The following is a 22213-nucleotide window of genomic DNA, read 5'->3' as shown; positions in this document are numbered from 1 at the left end:
CGTCGCCTCATCGCTTCGGCAGTCCAGACGCCGGCACGATGGCGTTCGGGCGCGCAGACGCGATCAGCTGGCCATGATGCTGGTGCCGGTCCGCCAGCGACACGCTGTCGGGTGTCATCCTGGCTGCGGTGAATGGTTTCGCCGCTGCGGCGAGCGATCGTGCGTCTCGGCATGGGAAGCGGGGGCTTGGTGAGTGTCAGGAAGGCGCTCCTGCGCGCGCCCTGTCGTCAGTGCAACGGTAACACGGACGGATCCGCAGGTGTTGCCGATGTGCCCGTGCGCCCGTGTGGTTCTGTGAAAGCGTTGCGCCGCGCCCTTTCCTGGAGGTCGGCCAGCACATCGGCGATGCGGGTGCACCCCAGTGGCGCATCCACCGCCTCCTCGAGCTGCCGGACCGCACGACGGCTGCGCTGGTGATGCTGCCGCTGCCGTCGAGCCCCTTCGTCAGTCCGGCGCGTGACTGCGCGACTCAGCCACCGCGCCGCACCGTCACCCCGCAGCCGTTCGATCCCGCCTCCGACACCGCCAGGCGCGGCAGCAGCCGTGCCGGCAGGATCCCCTTCTGCTGCATGCGACGAAACGTCGCGACGCTGCGCGCGTGCCATGTGGCCGCGGCGCGGCACTCCTCATCGTGCGCTGGCCCCGCGCCGTGGCGCCGGCTGCGCGCCAGCAACACGTCACCCGCCGTCGCGTACACGAGCGCGAGGTTGACCTGCCACCGCGTGTTGAGTGTGTCGCGCGCGGCTGCCTCGGCCAGCGGCACGGCCAGCGCCAGCGCCGAGTCGGCCGGCGCGGGGGCGCCGAGCGCCCCGAAGGCGCGGCCACGGCCGGCGTGGATCAGGGACAGATCGGAGCCGTGCCGCGGGTTGGCGGGTTCAGCCACCTGCAGGGCCTCGCTCGCCACCTGCGCCCGGTCGAATGCCTCGAGCGCCGGACGCGCGAGGCCGGCATCTGCCAGCGCCTCACCGAGGAACTCCAGCGTGACCGCCACGTCGTGCTGGTTCTCGACACTCTGCGGGTCGGCCGCGCGGCGCTGCTCGGCCACGTCGAGCGCAGCGCGATGGTAGGGCACCGCTGCCGCAGCCTGCGACGCGGCGCGCAGGTCGCGCCCGAGCGAGTTGAGCATCACGCCGCGATTGCGGCGGTAGAGCGTGTTCTGCGGGTCGTTGGCGATCATCGCGTCGAGCAATGCGATGGTCTTCCGGTCGATCGCCAGCGCCTCTGCATAGCGCGCCGCGTCGGCCCACGGCTGCCGGATGCGGCTGTACGCCGACAGCAGCTCCTCGCGCGCGAACACGTTCCGCGGCTCCTCCGCCACCGCGCGCTCGAGCAGGCCCACCGCGCGCGCGAGCTGCGTCGTGCCGAGCGAGTCGCCCACCGCCACCGCCAGCGACCCGAGCGCCATCAGGTTCGTCGAGAGCGAGATGCGCACGCGCCGGTCCGATGGCGCCCGCTGCAGCAGCCGCTCGCCGATGGCGACCGCCTCACGAAGGTTGGTGAGGGCGCCTGGAATGTCACCGACGCTCGCCTGCCCGTCGGCGCCGAGGGTCTCTCCGAGCTCACGCAGCACCATCGCCAGCATGCGCGGGTGCTCGGTGCTGCCTGGCGCGGCGGCGGCCAGCATCCGCAGCACGTCGCGCGCGCGGCCGAAGCTCTGGATCGCCGCCGGCAGGTCGCCGGTGATGTTGCGCATGTTGGCCAGGCCCTCGTGCGCCTGCCACGTCACCTGCAGGATGCTGGTGTCGCGTGCCTGGCTGGCCGGGATCGCATCGAGCAGCGCCACCGCGCGCTCGTAGCTGCGCAGCGCACCCGGTGTGTCACCGAGGTTCGACGTGGACGAGTTGCCCTGGACCGCGCCGACGCGCACGTAGGCGGCGGCCAGGTCGCGCTGCAGCGCGGGGTCGCCGGGGGCCTCCTTCGCGAGGCCATCCAGCGACTCCAGCGCACGCTTCACCAGCAGGGCGCGCGTCGGCGTGGACCCCTTCAGGGTCACCAGCGCATCGTTGATGTCGAACAGGAACGACGTGGCCAGCGAACGCACCTCGGCAAAGCGCCGGTCCGACCGTGCGCGCTCGGTCCGGGCGATCCGCGCCTGCCAGAGCGCGGCGGTCGTGCCACCGAGCAGCGCGAGTGACGCGAGCGTCGCCGCTGTCACGCCGACGCGGTTCCGTCGCACGAACTTCATCAGCCGGTACGACGCGCGGTCACGCTGCGCCACCACCGGCAGCCGGTCGAGATGCCGGCGCACGTCCTCGGAGAGCTGCTCGACGGAGCGGTAGCGGCGCGCCGGATCCTTGTGCAGCGCCATCAGCACGATCGTGTCGAGGTCACCGCGCAGCCGGCGTGCGAGGGTGGCGTCGCGTCGTGCGACCACGATACTCGGCAGGGGCGGCTCGGTCTCGCGCACCAGCCGCGTGATCTCGGCCAGGCTGCGACCAGCCGTCGCGAACGGCCGCTGGTCCGTGAGCAGCTCGTACAACAGCACACCCAGCGAGTAGACGTCAGTGCTGGTCGAGAGCGGGGCGCCGAGCAGCTGCTCCGGGCTGGCGTACTCCGGTGTGAGGGCGTGCAGCGTCTCGGTGGCCGTCGCGCCCTCGGCGCCGGTGGCATCCAGGAGCCGTGCGATGCCGAAGTCGAGCAGCTTCGGCACGCCGCCGGCCGTCACCAGCACGTTCGCAGCCTTGATGTCGCGGTGCACGATCAGGTTCTGGTGCGCGTGCTGCACTGCGGCGCAGAGGGTGCGGAACAGCGCCAGCCGCTCGTCGATCGAGGGCGACCGGCGCTCGCAATACTCGCGGATCCCGGTGCCATCCACGTGCTCCATCACCACGTACGGCCGGCCGTCGGCGGTGGTGCCGCCATCGAGCAGGCGTGCGATGTTCGGGTGGTCGAGCGCGGCAAGCAGCTGTCGCTCCTGGCGGAAGCGCGCCACGATCCGGTCGGTGTCCATCCCGCGCTTGACCAGCTTCAGGGCGACCTGCTGCCGGTACTCGCCGTCGTCGCGGTCTGCGAGGTACACCGCACCCATGCCGCCGCGCCCGATCTCGCGCAGCAGCTTGTACGGCCCGATGCGCCCGTTCGATGGGAGCGGCTCGCTCACCTCGTCGAGCGCGAGCGCCGCCGCGGGCACCGCGAGGAAGTCATCCGGTGATTCATGCTCCGACAGCAGCGCCATGACGCGTGCGCCCAGCGCGGCATCGTGTCGGCTGCGGGACTGGACGAACGCCGTGCGGGTCGCGTCGGGCTGGTCGAGAGCGGCGTGGAAGAGCGCGGACACCTCCTCCCAGGATGGCGCGGTCACGGCGTGAGGTCAGTCGGCGCGCAGTGCGTCGCGCAGCCACGCGCGCGCCAGCGTCCACTCGCGCTTGAGTGTCGCCGGCGAGATGCCGAGCACCGTCGATGCCTCGTCGATGCCGAGGCCGGCGAAGAAGCGCAGTTCCACCACCTGCGCCTGCCGCGGGCTGATCGCGGCGAGGCGCGTGAGCGCGTCGTCCAGTTCCACCAGGTCGAGCGCCTGCCCGCCACCCCACGAGACCGAGTCGTCGAGCGTGACGCGTGTCGCCCCGCCGCCGCGCTTCGCTGCCTGCCGCGACTCGGCGTGGTTGACCAGGATCCGGCGCATCATCTGCGCCGCAAGCCCGAAGAACTGGCTGCGATCCAGCACACTCACCTGTGGTACGGCGGCGATGCGCAGGTAGGCCTCGTGGACCAGCGCCGTGGGCTGCAGGGTGTGGTCCGGGCGCTCGGCACGCAGATGTCGCGCGGCCAGTGCGCGGAGCTCGCCGTACACCGCCGGCAGCAGCGCATCCAGGGCGCTCCGCTCGAGCGAGGCGCCGGGCACCACGTACCCCGTCAGGTCGACCGGTCCGGACGCCGTCACGTCACCCCACGGCGGTTGGCGCCGGCAGCGGCATGAGCCGATTCGCGGCCGGTTCCTGCTTTCCCGGTACGACGCATCATCTCCCCCAATTCGGTACAGAGCCATGATAGGCAGCGGTCTCATGCGATGCCACCGAGGGCGGCCTGTGTCCCGCCTGGTGGCGCTCCTGTGCCTCCCGACCGCGGTCGCGAGCGCGCAGGGTGTGCTCGCCCGTGCGGCGCAGCGGATCGCGTCGATGTCGGCCGACGTGGCGCTCACCCGTGCGGCCAGCATCGACGTCCCGGCGGCCGGTGGCGTCTCGGTGCCGTTCGGCGACCTGCAGGCTGCCGTCCCGACCGTGGACCTCGTTCCCGGCGTGGTGGTGCGACTTCACCTGTTTCTCCGTAACACGGGCGAGGCGGCGGTCACGCTCCCCGTGCCGCCCGACAGCGCGTTCGTGCTGGTGGATGGCACCGGCCGCCGCCTGCCGCGCGTGTCGGTCCGGGTTCGCGAGGGGGCCGCGCAGGGCGTGCTGACCGTGCCGCCGCTCGAGCGCTCGCGATTCGAGCTCGTGTTCACGCTCGACAAGGCGGCCACGGGGGAGGCGGCACTGAAGGTCGGTGCCGCGACCGTGATCCGGGGCATCCCGCTCACGCAGGGCGAGGTCCAGGCGGCGGCGCCGACGCCCACTGCCACGCCACCTGCCGCGCCACCTGCCACGCCACCTGCCGCGCCACCTGCCGCGCCACCAGACACCGTGATTCCCCCGCGATCAGCGCCTCGGCGCCTCGCATTGCACCACGCAACCGTCCCAACCCAAACACCGGAGTTCCCATGAAGAAGCTCGCAGGAGTGCTGGCGCTCGTCGCCGCTGTGGCAGGAAGTGCACCGACGGTCGCCGGCGCCCAGACCGTGTTCAGCGGTGTCGGTGGCGTGTGCATGAACGTGGAAGGCGGCGTGATCGAGGGGGCGCGCATCATCGGGTGGTACTGCGGCGGTGGCGCCAACGAGAAGTTCGTGGTGACGAATGGTGTCATCAGGCTGCAGGGCACGAACTACTGCGTGGCCTCGGATGGGCGTGCGCAGGGGGCACAGCTGCGGCTCCGCACCTGCAACGGCGACGTGGCCACGCAGAACTTCGCGGTCTGGGCCAACAGCAAGATCGGCCACAACTCGGGGTACTGCGTGGACCTGAGCGGTGCGGGGTGGTTCGGCCAGAACAACGGCGGCAACCGCCCGGTCATCCTCTGGCCGTGCAGTGGCGATCGCAACCGGCAGTGGGCGGGCGGGGCACGCAACCAGCAGTGGTTCGCCGGCTCGGCGCCGCGCACCAGCATCGCAACGGCGGCGCTCCGGCGCGGTGCCGTGGTGGCGATCGCAGGCAGGCCAGGCACCTACACGTGGAATGGCTCGTCGCTGGTGGGCAATGACGGGGCGAGCCTGATCGGCAACGACGGCAGCACGCTGATCGCGGTGAACGCCGCCGGCCAGATGGTCGCGGCGGGTGGAGGCAACATGGTTGCCGCCGGCGGCGGGAACTGACGCGCGCACGGCGACCTCCACATCTCACCCGGGCTGACCCGTGATCCCTGCACCTTCCATGTCCATGTTCGCGCTCTCACTGTGCGCGCTCGTCTCCGGAACCGCGCTGCCGCCGCGCACCACCGTCACCGCACCGCCGGCGAACGTCATCAGCGGCCGCGTGACGATGGCCGACGGCACGCCGCTGCGCGGTGAGATCACCGACATCGCCATCCGCATCAACGGCATCACCATGGCCGGCGCGAACGTCAGCTACAGCCCCGTGGTGCGTCCCGATGGCACGTATCGCCAGCGGGTCGCGCCCGGGCAGTACTCGTTCTCCACGTCGCGCATCACCGTGACCTTCGGCTCGGCGCAGTTCGCGCTGCAACTCGAGCCGGTCGGCAGCAACTGGAACAAGAACCAGGACGCCGACGATGGCATCACGCAGCACTTCACGTGGAAGGTCACCGGCGCCACGCGATACGCCGCCGGCCAGCCGAGCCCGAACAACCACACGCACTGGTACGGGATGTCGGTCGGGATGGGATTCCAGACCTACCGCAGCGACCTGAAACGCAGCTCGGTGGAACCACCGGATGGCACGCGGCTCGTGTTCACCGCGACGGCCACGAGCCGTTCGATCGATGGCCGTGTGCTGGCGCCGGTGGTGATCGAGCGGGCCTGGAAGGCCGCGGCCATCACCCACAACGACGACCTGAACGACCTCGTGCCGGCGAACTACGACATCACGGGCGTGGCGATCCTGCCCGACGGCACGCGCAAGCCGATCGTGTTCCAGGGCGCCGGCAACTACCCGAACTACGTGAGCACGCTGAAGGCACCACTCGAGACGGGGTCGGTGGGCGGCATCAACAAGCTGCTCGCGGGATGGGCGATCGACTGAGGCTCCCGCGCCGGATGATCCACTCCGCCACCACCACGTTGATCGCCCACCCCGCGCCCATCAGCACGGCCCGACCCGTCTCGTCCGGCCGCCCGACCAGCACGAAGTACGGCAGGTGGGTCAGCACCTGCGTCCCCGCGCCCATGCCGATCGCATAGGCGCGGATCATCCACTCGCCGTGCACGGCGAAGGCGCGTCGCCGGATCGCGCCGGTCGCCAGCAGCAGGCACCCGAGCATCGCGATGCCGACCACGAGCCGCTCGACGTACAGCACCACGCCGTCGCCGCGCGGCCATGGATAGGTCAGTGTCATCCACAGCCCCGTCAGCGCGGCGATGAAGCCGCACGCCAGCACACCCTGCCCGGCGCCCCGGTGCCACCTCGGGTGCCGCGCACGCAGCGCCGGCGAGACCTGCAGTGCGCCGAGTACGCTGAACGGAATGACAGCGGTGATGTGCAGCACCACCGGCTCTGGCATGTCGAAGAAGCGTGCGTTGGCGGCGGTGACGACCGCACCGCGCACCAGCTCCAGCACCCGTGCCGCTCCGGCCAGCGCCGGAACGACACCCAGTGCGATCAGCCCCGCCGGCACCAGCCAGCCCGATCGGGGCGCGGCGCGCATCGGCGCCATGGTCAGTGCGTCGTGATGCGGAACCCGGCCATCACGCTCACGTCGTTCCGTCGTGCAGCGGTGCCCGTTCCCGTCAGTGGCGTGAAGCCGGAGACGTAGTCGCGGGCCTCCACGCGGAACCGGATGCGACGGTAGCCGAGCTCACCGCCGGCGCTGCCGTACGCCGCCAGGTTGTGCGATGCATCCACGTCGAGGCTGCGATAGTTGTAGCTGCGCCCGCCTGCGCCGCCGCCGGCGAACGGCGTGAAGGTCAGTGCCCGGCCCGACAGCCAGCGATCCGCGCGCAGCTCCGCGCCCACGTCGTAGGTGAACACGTCGAGCTTCGGCGCTCCGGTCGTCGCGATGTCGCGGCTCCGCGCCCAGCCCATGGACGCCGTCACGGCCAGGTTCGGCCAGACCGCGAACGACGCCTGGGCAAGCGTCATGTTGGCACGCTTCAGGGCATCCCGCTGGTCGCCGGTGGGCAGCAGGCCGCCCGAGGAGACGATGCACTCGAACCGGGACCGCTCCACCGGCTGCGCCGGCGCACCCTGCGCAATGGATGAGCTTGCCGTGGCCGCGAGGGCGGCTGCCAGCGCCAGTGGGGTCAGGGTGCCGGCGGCGCGGCGTGCGGTGCGGGCGATCCGGGTGGGTGCCGAGGTGGGCTGTGACATTGTCAGGCTCCGTGAGGTGGGCTATGTTTACGTCATACACTGTTACGAGTATACGATATACACAGTTTCAGGCCTGTCAATGGGCGGGCTGAAAACCGGAGCGACATGGCGGCACGTCCCGCAGCGAAGGGCCGGAAGGGCACCACCAAGGCGGCACCACGGCGCGGCACGGCCGAGCCGACGCACCCGGCGGCATCAGGCGTTGCCTTCGACGCCGAGGAAATCCGCAAGCGCAGCGAGTTGCTGTGGGACACGCCGCACAAGGCGACGCGTGGCCCGAAGGCGGCGCTGAGTCGTGATGACGTGGTGGCCGCCGCCATCCGCGTCGCGGACGAGGGTGATCTCGCGGCACTCACCATGCACGCCGTCGCCGCGCAGCTCGGCTACACGCCGATGGCGCTCTACCGCTACTTCCCGAACAAGGAAGCACTGGTGGACGCCGCGGTGGATGCGGCACTCGGCGCACCACCGCGGCGCGACGGCCCGCACGAGGGGTGGCGCGCGGAGATCCGGCACTGGGCCTGCGCCAAGCGCGAGATGCTCTGTGCACGTCCGTGGCTGGCCGAGCTGCCGTTCGTCGCGGCGCCGCATGGCCCGAACTGGCTGAGCTGGCACGAGGCGTTCCTGCGCACCATCGCCCACACCGGCCTCACGCCCGAGGACATGATGGACGTGCTGAGCGTGGTGCACGGCTACGTGCATGGCAGTGCGGACACCATCATCTCGCTCAGCCGCGCGACCGCGCGTGGTGTGACGCCGGAACAGTGGGCCGCGGCGGTCGGGGCCGATCTCAGTCGCGCGATCGGCGACCCGCGATATCCCATGCTCTCCGGGATCCTGACGTCGACCTCGGGCGGGATCACGGAGGGCTCGTCGCTCCCCACCCGGGACGGCAAGCAGCGCACGATGGACGAGAGTTTCGACTGGGGGCTGCAGCGGGTGCTGGACGGGATCGAGCGGTACCTGGCCACGGACTGACCGCCACGGCCGGAACGGCACCGCTCCCGCTTGCCGCAATCGCAAGGTGGTCGGGAGCCGGCTGGTGAAATAAGCCCGGGCGTCCCGGAGCCAGCGCGTGGCGGATGCAGGAGGCGGGCATGGCGAGTGCCTGACGCGGGCGTCCGTCCGTCATCGGTGTCGCCTGGTGTCGCCCGCTGCGTCGAGGCGACGGCGATTCCGCTTGCCACGATGCAGCAGCCCGTGCGCTCCGCTGCGTGTCAGGCGACCTTTTCGGCTGGTGGAGTGCCTGGTGCGCCCCGTGACGTCGCTTCCCCCTCGCACGCGTCGAGGAGTTCCGAACCGTGATCCATCGTAGCCGCGCTGCCGCAGTGGCCGTCGTGCAGTTGGTCAGCACCTGGTCGATGGCCGCCACGACGATACCCGCCACCGTGTGTGCGCAGGACCATCCACCGGTGCGCCGCGTGGCGTTCACCACCACGGAAGGCACGTGGGTCTCGCTCGACGTCACCCGGGACGGGCGTGCACTGGTCTTCGAACTGCTGGGAGACATCTACCGCCTGCCGGTCGAGGGCGGTCAGGCGCGGCCGCTCCTCACCGGGCGCGCCTTCCAGTCGCAGCCCCGTCTCTCCCCTGATGGAGCGCAGCTGGCGTTCATCAGCGACGCGAGCGGGTCCGACAACATCTGGGTGGCCACCGCGGACGGTCGTGACCCACGACCAGTGAGCCGCCTCCCGCGATCAGGGATGCTCTCACCGGCCTGGTCGTCCGACGGCCGCGCCATCCTCGTGACCGTCACCGACCCGCATGTGACGCGCACGGCCGAGTTGTGGCGCTTCGATGTCACGACCGGTGAAGGCAGTCGACTGGTTGCCAACGCGAATGGCCCGGCACAACCGCTCGTCTCGGCACCGGCGCCAGGCCCGTACGGCGCCTGGCCTGCCCCCGATGGCGCGAGTGTCTGGTTCACCTCCGTCACGCCGCGCCCGTATGGCAGCCGCAATGGCGCGACGAGCATGCTGATGCGCATCCCGGCCAGCGGCGGCGCCGCGACGCCGATGCCGGTCGAGGGTACGCCGGCCATGAAACCGATGCTCTCGCCGGACGGCAGCACGCTGGTCTACGCCACCGTGCGCGAAGGACAGACGGGACTGCGCGCACGACACCTCGCCACGGGTGCGGAGCGCTGGCTGGCGTACCCGGTGGACCGCCATCAGCTCGAGGCGCGCGCGTCGCGCGACGTCCTGCCCAACGCCGCCTTCTCGCCCGACGGCCGGTTCGTCTTCGCGGCCTTCGGCGGCAGGATCCACCGCCTCGGACTCCAGGACGGCACCGACACCATCATCCCCTTCACAGTCGACGTCGCGCTCGACGTGACGCCGACGCTGCACGTCCCGCAGCGGCTCGACACCGGCGCCGTGCGTACCCGACGCGTCCAGCATCAGGTGACGGCGTCGAACGGCCGCGTGGCGTTCTCGGCACTGGGCCGTGTGTGGGTCACCGATGCCAGCGGTACACCACGACGACTGACGAACACGCCCCGCGCGCGGGAGTTCATGCCCGCCTGGTCGCCCGATGCCCGCTGGGTGGCGTACGTCACGTGGGACGAGACCGGCGGCGCCCTGTGGAAGGCACGCGCTGACGGACGTGAGGCCCCGGTGCGCCTCACGACGGCGCCGGCGTGGTGGGCCGACCCCACCTGGAGCCTGGATGGCCGCACGATCATCGCGAACACGGCACCGCTGCGATCCACGCTGCTGGTGCCGCCCGGTGCACTCCCGCCGGACGCACAACGCGCGGAAGTCGCCGCCGCCGGTGGCGACTTCCGTGTGACTGGTCCTGCTCCGCGGCCGCAGGCGTCCACCGCGCAGCCGGCCAACGCGCCGGCCGGCGCCACTGCGCCGGCGCCGCCGGCGCGTGCCTTCGAGGTCTCGCTGCCGCGTGCCACTGTCACCGGCACTGTCGTGCTTCGGGGCGCGACGGTGATCACCATGCGCGGCACGGAGGTGCGCAGGAACGCCGATGTGACGGTCACCGACGGCCGCATCGTCGGCGTCGGACCGCGCGACAGCATCCGCACTCCACCGGGCGTGCGGGTGGTGGACGTGAGCGGAAAGTTCATCGTCCCGGGCTTCATCGACCTGCACGCCCACTGGGGACCATCGGGACCGCTCCTGCAACCCGAGTCCACCAACGGCTTCGCCAACCTCGCGCTCGGCGTCACCACCATCCGCGACCCGCAGGTCACGCCGGACATCTTCGACCTCGCCGATCTCGTCGAGGTGGATGGTGCCCCCAGCCCCCGCGTGCTGTCCGCCGGACCGGGCATCTTCGCCGGCACGAACTTCCAGTCGCTGGATGACGCGCGGCGCGAACTCCGCCGTTACCGCGACGAGTACGGGACTGCCTACCTCAAGTCGTACCTGACGGGATCCCGCCAGCAGCGACAGTGGCTGGTGGAGGCGGCGCGAGAGCTCGGTCTCATGCCGACCACCGAGGGTGGCGCCGACGGCAAGGAAGATCTCACGCACATCATGGACGGCTTCAGCGGCCTGGAACACGCGATCCCCGAGGCACCCATCCACGACGATGTGGTGCAGCTCATGGCGCGCACCGGCATCACCAACACCCCCACGCTGGTCGTCGCGTTCGGTGGTGCGCTGCCGGTGTACCGTCTCCTCGCCGAGGAACGGCCGCACCAGGACGCCCGCATCAATCGCTGGTTCCCCGACGGGGCGCTGTTCCAGAAGTCCTCGTCGCGCGTGCTCTGGTTTCCCCCGCAGGACTTCAACGATAGCGACGCCGCGGCTGGCGCTGTGGCGGTGCTGCGCGCCGGCGGTCACATCGGCCTGGGCGGGCACGGCGAGGTGCAGGGCCTCTCGAATCATTGGGAAATGGGGCTGCTCGCGGATGGCGGCATGCGGCCTGACGAAGTCCTGCGCGTCGCCACCATCGAAGGCGCGCACGCGCTCGGCCTCGATGCGGATCTCGGTTCGATCGAGGCTGGCAAGGTCGCGGACCTGGTGGTGCTCGATGCCGACCCGTTGCAGGACATCCGCAATGCGCGGTCGGTCAGCAGCGTGATGAAGGGCGGGGTGCTCTATCGTGGCGGCACGCTGGATCGGCTCTGGCCGAACCCGGCGCCGCTCACGCTGCCGTGGTCACTGCGCCGTGAGGCACTGCCGACCACCGCGGCGATCGACACCCTCGTTCGCCACACCATGGACGCCGCCCGCATCCCCGGGCTCGCGGTGGCCGTGATGCGGCGCGGCGAGGTGCTGCTGGCACGCGGCTTTGGCGTGGCGGAGCTGGAGAACCGCACGCCGGTCACCGACGAGACGATGTTCCAGTCCGGATCGCTCGGCAAGCAGTTCACCGCGGCTGGCGTGCTGGCGCTGGTGGAGGACGGACGCATGGCGCTCGACAGTTCCGTGCGCCGCTACCTCCCCGAAGTCCCGGCCACGTGGCAACCGATCACCATCCGCCATCTGCTCAGTCACACCGGCGGCGTCCCGGACTACACCAGCGACCGCTTCGACTACCGCAAGGACTACAGTGACGCTGACCTGATCGCGATGGCCTCCGCGTTGCCGCTGGAATTTCCGGCCGGCGCCCGGTGGAACTACTCCAACACCGGCTACGTGCTCCTTGGCATCATCGTGACGCGCGTCACCGGTCGCCCGTACGACGAGTTCCTCCGCGAGCGGATCTTCACGCCGGCGGGAATGCCGACCATCCGCGTGATCACCGAGTCCGCCGTCGTGCCGCACCGCGCGCACGGATACCTCCCCACCGCCACCGGCTGGGACCACGCGGCGTGGGTGGCACCGCGACTGAATACCACCGCCGACGGATCCATGCTGCTGTCGCTCCGCGACATGATCGCGTGGAACGAGGTGGTGCGTCAGCGGCGGCTGCTGCGTCCGGAGAGCTGGGCATTGATGCTCTCCGCCACGCGGCTGAACAGCGGACGCGCCTATCCGTACGCGCTCGGCTGGTTTCTCGGCGAGGCCAATGGGCACCCCGTGCAGGAGCACGGCGGGGTCTGGCAGGGCTTCGTGTCGCAGTACACACGCTTCCCGGATGACGATCTCGCCGTGGCGGTGCTCTCCAATGCACGCGCCATGGCCCCTGCCGCGCTGGCGATGCAGGTCGCCGCGCTGGTGGACTCGTCGCTGGCCGCGTCGTCGCCACCGGTCATTGCGATTCCCGATCGGGAGCCGCAGGCCACTGCGGCGGTGCGGACGGTGCTGACGCGAGTGGCCGGCGGTGGGCTGGCGCTCGACGATTTCGAGGTGGTGCGCCAGACCACCTTCCCGCGATTGAAGGCAGCCCTGACGGCGACGCTGCGGGGCAGGGGCGCCCCGACGCGACTCGAATTGCTCGCGAGGCGGGAGGTCGGTGATGATGTGGAACGCCAGTACTTCGCGTGGTTCGGCGCGGAGCGATTCCGAGTGCTGGTATCGCTGGGACCGCAGGGCAAGCTGACAGCGCTTCGCATCACGGCGGAGCAGCCATGAAGTCCGCGCCGCGCGCAAGGCATGCGACACGCGCAGCCATGCTGGTCGCGCTGCTTGCAGGATGCGGGAAGGCAGCCCCTGCCTATGACCTGCTGCTGACCGGCGGGACCGTGATCGACGGTACCGGAGCGCCACGGCGTGTCGCGGACGTGGCGATCACGGGCGATCGCATCGTGGCGATCGGCGCTGCCCTGCCGCGGAATGGCGCTGCTCGCGTGATGGACGTGGCCGGCCACGTGGTCGCGCCGGGCTTCTGGGACAACCACGCACACCTGGTCACCCTGGCAGACCATCCGCAGGCCGAGAACTTCGTGCGGCAGGGCATCACCACCGTGCTGGCGCCGCTGCACTCGCAGGACGAGGCATTCCCGATGGATGCGTACCGGGCGCGCGTGCGCATGGCGCCGAACGTGGGGTTGTTCGCGGGGCACACCTGGATTCGCAAGCGCGTCATGAGGCTCGCCAACCGCGCCCCGTCCGCTGCGGAACTGGCGTGGATGGCCGCGCTCGTGGACTCCGCCATGCAGCAAGGGGCGCTGGGGCTGTCCACGGGACTGGAATACGTGCCGGCGACGTATGCGACACTGGACGAGCTTGTTGCGCTCGCTGACGTGGCAGCGCGATCCGGCGGGCTGTATGTCACACACATGCGTGATGAGGGCGTCGCAGTGCTCGACGCAACGCGCGAGGCACTCGAGGTTGGCCGTCGTGCGCGGATTCCCGTGCAGGTGAATCACCTGAAGGTGACGGGAGCCGCGCAGTGGGGATGGAGCGAGCGTGTCCTGGCGCTGCTCGATTCGGCGCGTGTGGCGGGATTGGAGGTGGCAGCAGATGTCTATCCGTACACCGCCTACAGCACGTATTCCGACCTGATGTTCCCGCCGTGGGCGTTGGCGGATGGCCCTGCGGCATTCGCGCGGCGCGTCGCGGATGTGGGGACGAGGGCGCGGCTCGTTCGCGAGATGCTGGTGCGATTCACGCAGCAGTCCGGCGCGGGGCCGGCGTCCATCCAGTTCCGCGAGGTGCCGTCGGATTCGTCGCTCGCCGGCAAGACGCTGGAGGACTACCTCGTGGCGCATGGCCGTCCGGCAACCATCGCGGCCGCAGTCGAGGCGCTGATCGCGTTGCAACTGCGAGGTGGGTTCATCGGCATCTTCCACGGCATGGACGAAGCCGATGTCGAGCGCTTCCTGCGTCACCCGGGGACCATGGTTGAGACCGACGGCGACCTCGTGACCTTCGGACGCGGGTTCCCGCATCCGCGCAGTTATGGGTCGTTCCCGCGGGTGCTTGAGCGCTACGTGCGCGAGCGGAAGGTGTTCACGCTGGAGGCGGCTGTGCAGCGCATGACATCGATGCCGGCGCAGTGGCTGGGTATCCGCGACCGCGGGACGCTGGCGGTCGGGCAGAAGGCCGACGTCGTTGTGTTCGATGCCGCGCAGGTTGCGGACCGCGCGACCTACACCGAGCCACATCAGTGGCCGGCGGGGATCGTGATGGTCGCCGTGAATGGCGCCGTCGTGCTCGAGGGCGGGACGATGACGGGCGCGCTGCCGGGCGTGTTCCTCGCACGAGGGCGAGCGCCGCGACGGTGAGCGGGCCCGGTGCTGCGTCAGTGATGCATGCGTGGTCCGGTACGTGACAGTTCCATCGCGACCCTCCTATACGTTCCTCAGCCGCTTTCGCGCCTCCTCATTGCCGAGATAGAACAGCGACGTCGTCGGCATCCCCTAACGACTCCACCTTCCATGAACCGACTTCTCGCACTGGGACTGCTCGCCGCTTGCGCCGCCCCTGACCGGATCGCTGCGCAGGCGCGCGCGATCGGCACGCCGGCGCTTGCGTCATCGCCGGCACTGACGGCGCTGGCAGACTCCATGGCGCGCGGCGACCTGGGCTACGTGGATGCCCTGCACGTGGCGCGCAAGGGCGTGCCGCTGCTTTCGCGGACCTTCCCGCGGAGCTACGCCGGTATCTACCCGATGAAGGCGCCACCCGGCGCGTACAACTATCAGGACCCGGACTGGCATCCCTTCCATCAGCGCCGCACGCTGCACACCCTGCAATCGGTGACCAAGAGCATCGTCTCGCTGGTGTACGGCGTGGCGATCACGCGGAAGGACGTCGCCACCATCGACCAACCGATCGCGCCCTTCCTCCCGTCGCACGCTGACGCGTTCCGTGATTCACTGCGAAAGCAGATCACCATCCGTCACCTGTTGACGATGACCTCCGGCATCCGCTGGCCCGAGGGCGGCGGGTACGGCAGTGACGACGACATCACGCAGCGCATGGAGAACAGCGCCGACTGGGTCTCGATGGTCCTCGCACAGCCGATGGACACGGTCCCAGGCACGGCGTACCACTACAACGATGGTGCCGCGGCACTGCTGGCCGAGGTGTTCCGTGGCGCGACCGGCGTGGACCTGCAGGTGTATGCTGCGCAACACCTGTTCGCCCCGCTGGGCATCGCGCGCTTTCACTGGAAGGGCTCATCCGGTGGGCTGACCGATTCCGAGGGCGGCCTGTACCTCGAGCCAGCCGACCTTTCGAAGCTCGGCCAGCTGATGCTCGATCAGGGCATGTGGAACGGCACGAGACTCGTGAGCGCGGAGTGGGTGGCCGAGTCCGTGCGCGGACAGCGGCCGACCGCGGCGGGGAAGGCGGCACCGCGGGTGAACTACGGGTTGATGTGGTGGACCGTCGGCGCAGGCGTGCTGCAGGACCCGCGGGCGTATTTCGGCTGGGGATATGGCGGCCAGTATGTCTTCGTCTTCCCGGAGTCGCGCACGGTGGCGGTGCTGTACCAGTGGATGTTCGACGGGAAGGAGATACAACCGATCGCGTTCGCGCGTCGCATCGAGGCGGCGATTGCGGCCATGCCGTGAGGGCACGTGTCGCCAGGATGCGTGACGTCGGAGGCTGGCGTCCCGCTCGTCGCGCAACGTCATAGTGCCGCGTGTGGCGGGTGGCGGTGGGTCAGATGCGTCGAGACCTGATCGGTGCCCGGCATCCGGTGCCAATGCGGGGGTGGCTTCCGCCGGGCTCAGGCGGCATGCTTGGATACATGCGCCTTCCATCATTTGCCCGATGCGCGGTGGCCGCGCTCCTGGCCGCAGTCGCCGGACTACAAGCCGCGCCGGCCCAGTCGCTCTTCCCCCCGCCGGTTCCGTATCGCGACTCGATCGTCGCGCGCATCCGCGACCTGCGTAAGATCAGCACCCCGGAAGGCATCGACACGCTGCAGCGGCTGTCCATCGACGGCAGCCAGCAGTGGATCTCGATCCGCGGGCTCAATCGCGACAACCCGATCCTGCTCTTCATCCATGGTGGTCCAGGGGCGCCGATGATGGGCTCGGCCTGGGCCTATCAGGGGCCATGGGAGGACTACTTCACCGTCGTCCACTGGGAGCAGCGCGGTGTCGGCAAGAACCACGTGGACGCGGACACCACGGCGCTCGCGCCGACGATGTCGGTCGAGCGCATGGTGACCGACGCCGAGGCGGTGGTGGCGCAGCTGCGTCGCCAGTTCGGTCGCGACAAGATCGTCGTGATGGGATTCTCGTTCGGCAGCGAGATCGGCATGCGCCTGGTCAAGCGTCGCCCGGAGTGGGTATCAGCCTATGTGGGCGTGGGGCAGGTCGCGGCCGGTGACATCGAGACGCCGGTCTACAACCGGGTCATGGAGATCGCCCGGCAGCGCGGCGACGACTCGACACTGAAGGCCCTGCAGGCGCTGGCGCCATACCCCAGCGTCGGCGGGCCGACACCGCTGCAGCACATCATCGCCGTGCGCCGCGCCGCGCGCGTCTACAACGGGGGCTGGTACGGGCGCCCCGACTTCAGGCTCTGGTTCGCGCTGCCTGACTGGGCACCGGAGTACACCGCGGCCGAGGTCGAGGCGTTCATGCGCGGCGTCCGCTGGGGGGGCGAGCAGCTCGCCGCCAGGACCGTCTCCCTCGACCTGAGTGACCTCGGGCGGGAGTTCAGGGTCCCCATCATCATCCTGCAGGGGCGCTACGACCTGCACACGCCGTATGAGTCCGCCCGGCAATACTTCGGGACGATCCGGTCACCGCACAAGCGGTTCATCACCTTCGAGCGGAGTGCGCACTACCCGATGTTCGAGGAGTCGGGTCGCTTCCTGCTGACACTGGTGCAGGAAGTGCTGCCGTTGACGACGGAGCGGGCGGTGTTTCCGGTGCTGCCGTAGCCCGCGCTACGGCGCGCCGCCGGGAAGCTGAGGCTCGGCGATGTACGACGCCGGCAATTCGCCCGTGAGCGTGCCGAGCCACACGCGGATGCCCGCGACCGTGCCGGTGCCCAGCTCACGCCCGAGCTGATGGCGCGCCATCAGGACGATCACACTGTCCAGTGACGCGACCGAGCCGTCGTGGAAGTACGGCGCCGTCTGCACGACGTTGCGCAGCGAGGGCACCTTGAACACGAAGCGGTCGGACGCGAGATGCGTCACGGCGATCCGTCCGCTGTCCGTCGCCGTCGGCCACGGTGTCACCAGGCCAAGGCGGCGGTACATCTGGCCGCCGACGGACACGCCGCCGTGGCAGCTTGCGCAGCCGGTCTGCACGAAGAGCGCAGCGCCCGCGCGCTCGGCCGGTGTGAGCACGGTGGTGTCGCCTGCGAGGTACGCATCCCATCGCGATGGCGTGACCAGGCCGCGCTCGAACGCGCCGATCGCCCGGCCGCGTTGTACACGGTGGGCGCGTTCCGGCCGCCGACGTGCCCCACACTCCCGAAGCTCACGCGTCGCCCGTCTGCACCATACCCGTTCAGCGCGTGACAGCTGTTGCAGGAGACGTCATGCCCGTTCGACAGCAGGGTTTCGTAGAACAGCCGGCGGCCAAGTGCGACCAAGGCCGGGGTGCCGGGTGCCCCCGGCGCCGACATCACCGCCGGAAGCACGCCGAACATCGCCAGCTCGGCGCGCGTCAGCGTCGAAACCTGCACCGGGCTCTCGACCACGCTGCGCGAGCGCGCGCCGGCGCTGTCCGCAGTGGACGGAGGGGGCGGTGCCGCGCGTCCGCACGCCACGACCGTGGCTGCCACGACCGCGGGCCGCAGCACCGCCGGTGCAATGCCGAATGGGCGGCGCCACATGCGCAACACGAGCAGGGCAGCCACCGCGCACGTCGCCGCGACCACGAGACCCGACGCGGGGATCGCCAGCCACGAGAGTGATTCCTTCGCCGCGCCGGTGCTGCCCATGCCGGGGGCGCGCGCACCCGCCCAGACCCAGAAGAGCGAATAGCCAAGGCCACCGGCACCGGCCGCGACACTGATCATGCGCGCAAGCAGCGGCGCGATGCCGAGCAGCACCACGATGAGCGAGAGTGCGACCGCCGTGGTGCCGAGCGCGCCGGCATGCAGGTGCGCGCGCTGCATGTAGGCCCACGACTTCGCGAGCACCACCGCGATCGCGGCCGCATCGCCATGGTAGACCGGCGCGGGTGCGGCGGCCGCTGCGGCCGCGAGGCGTGTGGTGATCGCCTCCTCGTTCAACCCGAACACCACCCCCAGCCCGAAACCCAGCAGCAGTGTGAGCGTCGCGAGCAGCAAGCCCGGCAACACGGCATGCAGCAGGGCCTCGCTGATGGTCGAGGCAGGAAGACTCGTCGTCCGCATGAGAGCACTCTGTGCCTGACGGCACCTGATGGGAGGCGCACAGGACCGAATCGTTCTGTGTACAGCCGATCCCCGGTGCTGCAGTAAGACGTGTCACGCACGCGAACGCAATCGAACCCGACGCTGTCCACACCACAGCTCGACAGCGGTGCCGTGCCATGCACGTCTGCGGTGCTGCGGCGGATGTGCGTGACCAGCCCGCACCGGTGTGGTGGTGCAGGTGCTCCGCCGGACCCCGCGCAGATGGGCGTGGCGTCCACGGCGTTCCTCCGGTGCTGTTGTGCGCATACGCCAGGATGCCACCGGCGGCGACTTGCGCAACGCGGCCCCGCAGGGTTTCGACGTCGCCCGATGCGGCACTTGCCTCGCAGCACGCCGCAGGATAGATGTGTGGCGATCCACGGGGAGGGCGAACGGCCGTGGTGACTCCGCGTGCCCGAACCCGTGATGCTCACTTGTGTCGATGCTTCCTGATCGCGATGCGCACCTGCAGCCGGTTCCCGCGTCCCGGGTGCAGGCCATCGCGCGCCCGGACCCGCAGCTCTGGAAGTTGTACCTGATCTACTCGGTGCTGGCCAACGTGGCGTTCCCGCTGGCGGTGGTGCCGTACTACTTCCTGTATCGCACACTGCGCTTCCGGTTCGATGACGAGGGGGTGGCGGTGTCACACGGCCTCTTCTGGCGCCGCGAGACCTACCTGACGTACGCGCGGATCCAGGACATCCACGTGACGCGCAACATCTTCGAGCGCTGGCTCGGCATCGGCACGGTGAAGATCCAGACGGCATCGGGGAGCGCGGCCGCAACCGAGTCGATTCCCGGCCTGGTCGCGTACCAGGACGTCCGGAACTTCCTCTATGCGCGCATGCGCGGGCATCACGGTGCCGCACCTGCCGCGGCCACGCCGCCCGGTGACACCGCGCACGGCGCACTGGTCACGGGCAGCGAGGCGCTCGCCGTCGAGGCGCTCACCGGCATTCGCGACGAGCTGCGGGCCGTTCGTCAGCTGCTCGAAGGCCAGTCGCCCCGGGCGCCCGATGTATGAGTGGCTGAAGTCGATCATCCTGCCCCTCCTCCGGATCGAGGGGGGAGAGCCGCACCCGCCCGCAGGGCACGTGCCCGCCGAGATCCGTCGCATCGAGCGTGCAGCGCCCGGCTACCTGCGGCTGAAGTTGTTCTGGTGGGGGCTGTACGCGGCCGCGTGGGGGCTCGCCGTGGTGATCGCGAGCACGCTGCTGCTGGTCGCCGACGTGCGCCTGCTGCTGCTGGTCATTCCCCTGATCCTGGTGGCGCTGGCCAAGGCCGCGACGCTCTACGTCACCATGCGCCTCGACTACGAGCTGCGCTGGTACGTCCTCACCGACCGGAGCCTCATGATCCGGGAGGGCGTCTGGAACGTGAAGGAGATCACGCTCACCTACGCCAATGCACAGAACGTGCGGGTGACGCAGGGGCCACTCGAGCGCCTGTTCGGATTCTCGACGGTGGAGGTCGAGACGGCAGGTGGTGGGTCGGGGGAGAACGGCATGACGCCGCACCTGGCGCGCCTGCCGGGACTGGCGCATCCGCACGAGGTGCGTGACCTGATCCTCGACGGAGTCCGGCGCGTCGGGACCACGGGACTGGGCGACCTGGATGACCATCCGGCGCGCGCCACTGCGGCCGGCGCCGCAGGGTCGGTGCTCCCACCCCCCGCGCGGCAGGCGCGCCCGGCGACGACGGAGGCGACGCTCGTGATGCAGGAGGTGTGGGACGAGGCCCGGGCGCTTCGTGTTGCCTTGGAGCGGCGGCCGGAGACGGAGTAGCGCGCACGTCGGGTCGCGCGTCTCGACGCGACGGGGGCCCGTCCTTGCGGTAACACCGTGCGCTTCATGACCTGATCCGTCCCATGCGAGTTGCGAGAGAACGACCAGGCGCGCACGTCACCGAAGCGCGAGCCGTCACACACGCACCCGTCCAGTACGCTCGCGGAAGCGCGGCGACATATCTTCACGGCGAGGCACATCCATCCCCTGTTGCAACGCGGGACGACGCTGACGCCTGCCGCACTCGCACCGCCGTGCGTGACGGGTGCAACATGCTGAGCGAATGGCGAATGCAGCCCGTCGCCCGGTGGAATGCGACACGTGGACACCACGCGTCGGGCAGGGCGCTGCTGGTTCACACCGGTCCGACCCGGCCACCGTGTCGTCTGGGCGCACGATCCTCGCCTCTCACGCCAATCGCGCGCCGCGCCGCCAAGCGCTCGCGACCCCGGCGCGCTGCTGTCCCACACGCAGGAACTCCATGAAGATTGCATTCGCGGTGCTGCTCGCGCTCCACGGCCTCCTGCACCTGATCGGCCCGGCCAAGGCGTTCGGGTCCTGGGATATGACGCAACTGCGGCTGCCGATCTCCCCGATCGGAGGCGCGCTCTGGCTGCTCGCGGCCGTGCTGATGGTCGCTGCCGCGATCACCGTGCTCGTCGGAGCGCGATGGTGGTGGTGGCTCGCGCTGCCGGCGGTGGTGCTCTCGCAGCTGCTGATCATGCAGGCATGGAGCGACGCCCGGTTCGGCACGCTCGCCAATCTCCTGATCGTCGGGCCGGTGCTGCTCGCCGCGCTCGATGCACGGCCGGGAAGCTTTCGCTCGCGATTCTCGCGCGACAGCGCGACGCTGCTGGCTCGGCCTGTCGCGTCCGCGCCTGTCGTCACGAATGCGGATCTCGCCGTCCTGCCACCCCTGCTGCAGCGCTACCTGCGCAATGTCGGCGCCGTCGGACGGCCGCACATCCACAACATGCGCGTCGTGTTCGACGCCCAGATGCGCAGCAGTGCGGCAGCGCCGTGGATGGCCTCCACGGCCACGCAGTACGAGTCCTTCAATCCACCGGCGCGCCTCTTCCACATGACGGCATCGCGGAGCGGTGTGCCGTTCGACGTGTATCACCGGTACGTCGACGGTGCCGCCACGTTCCAGGTGAAGGTGGCCGGCCTGTACCCGATGGTGAACCAGGGCGGCCCGGTGATGACGAGGGCCGAAACCGTGACCCTGATGAACGACATCGTGGTGATGGCGCCGGCTGCGGTCCTTGACCTGCCCTTCACCTACACGACACTCGGCCCCCACGCGCTGCGCGCCACGTTCACCAACGCCGGCTTCACCGTGGCGGCGACGTTGACGTTCGACGATGCCGGAGACCTGGTCGGCTTCCTCTCCACGGATCGCGCCCAGGTGGACGGCGCCACGGTCACGCACGTGCCGTGGTCGACGCCGATCTCGGCCTATGCCGAGGTGGACGGCCACCGGGTTGGCACCAGGGGTGACGCGAACTGGATCCCGTCGACGGGCGAGTGGACGTACGGACGCTTCCTGATCCGGGAGCTCGGGTACAACGTCACGAAGTGATGGTGTGACCGGCGGGTACGCCGCAGCCCGCCAGCGCCGCGTACGACGGAGGCCGGAGGAGGCCGGAGGAGCCGGACGTGCTGCACGCGCCGAAGGGAGGCGCCGGCGGCAGGCACGGAGGTCGTGCTGCGCGCC

General features: G+C 70.2%; 17 protein-coding genes. 11 read left to right on the top strand and 6 right to left on the bottom strand.

Going from position 1 to position 22213, the window contains the following annotated elements; genetic code table 11:
* Positions 1-469 precede the first annotated feature (469 nt).
* Positions 470-3301 (bottom strand): serine/threonine protein kinase, encoded by a 2832-nt coding sequence (locus tag IT355_13565; protein ID MCC7054289.1) that lies wholly within the window; start codon positions 3299-3301, stop codon positions 470-472.
* A 9-nt stretch (positions 3302-3310) separates the two neighbouring features.
* Positions 3311-3985: an RNA polymerase subunit sigma-70 gene (locus IT355_13560; GenBank protein ID MCC7054288.1), complete on the bottom strand. Its 675-nt coding sequence runs from the start codon at positions 3983-3985 to the stop codon at positions 3311-3313.
* Positions 3986-4025: 40 nt separating this feature from the next.
* Here IT355_13560 and IT355_13555 point away from each other — a divergent pair, with 40 nt between their 5' ends.
* The 3 genes from IT355_13555 (at position 4026) to IT355_13545 (ending at position 6287) form a co-directional block, all read left to right on the top strand.
* Positions 4026-4697: a hypothetical protein gene (locus tag IT355_13555; protein MCC7054287.1), complete on the top strand. Its 672-nt coding sequence runs from the start codon at positions 4026-4028 to the stop codon at positions 4695-4697.
* A complete protein-coding gene (locus IT355_13550; protein MCC7054286.1) occupies positions 4694-5401 on the top strand; it encodes an RICIN domain-containing protein in 708 nt (235 codons plus the stop codon). Before IT355_13555 ends, IT355_13550 begins: the two co-directional genes overlap by 4 nt.
* A gap of 64 nt (positions 5402-5465) precedes the next feature.
* Positions 5466-6287 carry a hypothetical protein gene (locus IT355_13545; protein MCC7054285.1) on the top strand — a complete coding sequence of 274 codons (822 nt, stop codon included), beginning with the start codon at positions 5466-5468 and terminating at the stop codon, positions 6285-6287.
* On the opposite strand, the gene IT355_13540 is transcribed toward IT355_13545, so the two are convergent.
* Complete coding sequence (locus IT355_13540) at positions 6253-6909, bottom strand: DUF2306 domain-containing protein (protein ID MCC7054284.1); 657 nt, start codon at positions 6907-6909, stop codon at positions 6253-6255. The genes IT355_13545 and IT355_13540 overlap by 35 nt on opposite strands.
* Before the next feature lie 11 nt (positions 6910-6920).
* Entirely contained in the window at positions 6921-7571 is a 651-nt protein-coding gene (locus IT355_13535) for a hypothetical protein (protein ID MCC7054283.1), read from the bottom strand.
* Between the two features lie 105 nt (positions 7572-7676).
* Between IT355_13535 and IT355_13530 the strand changes: the two genes are divergently transcribed.
* The 5 genes from IT355_13530 (at position 7677) to IT355_13510 (ending at position 17261) form a co-directional block, all read left to right on the top strand.
* Positions 7677-8549, top strand: coding sequence for a TetR/AcrR family transcriptional regulator C-terminal domain-containing protein (locus IT355_13530; GenBank protein ID MCC7054282.1), 873 nt, complete (start codon positions 7677-7679; stop codon positions 8547-8549).
* Between the two features lie 323 nt (positions 8550-8872).
* Positions 8873-13048, top strand: a complete 4176-nt coding sequence (locus IT355_13525; GenBank protein ID MCC7054281.1) for a serine hydrolase — start codon at positions 8873-8875, stop codon at positions 13046-13048.
* Positions 13045-14643, top strand: coding sequence for a D-aminoacylase (locus IT355_13520; protein MCC7054280.1), 1599 nt, complete (start codon positions 13045-13047; stop codon positions 14641-14643). Before IT355_13525 ends, IT355_13520 begins: the two co-directional genes overlap by 4 nt.
* A 153-nt stretch (positions 14644-14796) precedes the next feature.
* Complete coding sequence (locus IT355_13515; protein ID MCC7054279.1) at positions 14797-15936, top strand: serine hydrolase; 1140 nt, start codon at positions 14797-14799, stop codon at positions 15934-15936.
* Between the two features lie 179 nt (positions 15937-16115).
* Positions 16116-17261 (top strand): alpha/beta hydrolase, encoded by a 1146-nt coding sequence (locus IT355_13510; GenBank protein MCC7054278.1) that lies wholly within the window; start codon positions 16116-16118, stop codon positions 17259-17261.
* 6 nt (positions 17262-17267) lie between these two features.
* Here IT355_13510 and IT355_13505 read toward each other — a convergent pair whose 3' ends face one another.
* Entirely contained in the window at positions 17268-17636 is a 369-nt protein-coding gene (locus tag IT355_13505; GenBank protein MCC7054277.1) for a hypothetical protein, read from the bottom strand.
* Complete coding sequence (locus tag IT355_13500) at positions 17561-18691, bottom strand: cytochrome-c peroxidase (protein ID MCC7054276.1); 1131 nt, start codon at positions 18689-18691, stop codon at positions 17561-17563. The genes IT355_13505 and IT355_13500 overlap by 76 nt, the downstream gene beginning before the upstream one ends.
* Before the next feature lie 463 nt (positions 18692-19154).
* On the opposite strand from IT355_13500, the gene IT355_13495 reads away from it, so the two are divergent.
* The 3 genes from IT355_13495 to IT355_13485 all read left to right on the top strand — a co-directional run bounded on the left by IT355_13495 (position 19155) and on the right by IT355_13485 (position 22078).
* A complete protein-coding gene (locus IT355_13495) occupies positions 19155-19736 on the top strand; it encodes a PH domain-containing protein (protein ID MCC7054275.1) in 582 nt (193 codons plus the stop codon).
* The gene (locus IT355_13490; protein ID MCC7054274.1) at positions 19729-20496 is read left to right on the top strand and encodes a PH domain-containing protein; all 768 of its coding nucleotides are present in this window, start codon (positions 19729-19731) and stop codon (positions 20494-20496) included. Before IT355_13495 ends, IT355_13490 begins: the two co-directional genes overlap by 8 nt.
* A 481-nt stretch (positions 20497-20977) precedes the next feature.
* Positions 20978-22078 carry a hypothetical protein gene (locus IT355_13485; protein ID MCC7054273.1) on the top strand — a complete coding sequence of 367 codons (1101 nt, stop codon included), beginning with the start codon at positions 20978-20980 and terminating at the stop codon, positions 22076-22078.
* The last annotated feature ends 135 nt before the right edge of the window (positions 22079-22213 follow it).

It is taken from the genome of Gemmatimonadaceae bacterium (genome assembly GCA_020851035.1).
Classification (GTDB): Bacteria; Gemmatimonadota; Gemmatimonadetes; order Gemmatimonadales; family Gemmatimonadaceae; genus JACMLX01.
The sequence above is the reverse complement of the archived record's forward strand: the minus strand, read 5'-3'. Positions and strand labels throughout refer to the sequence as shown.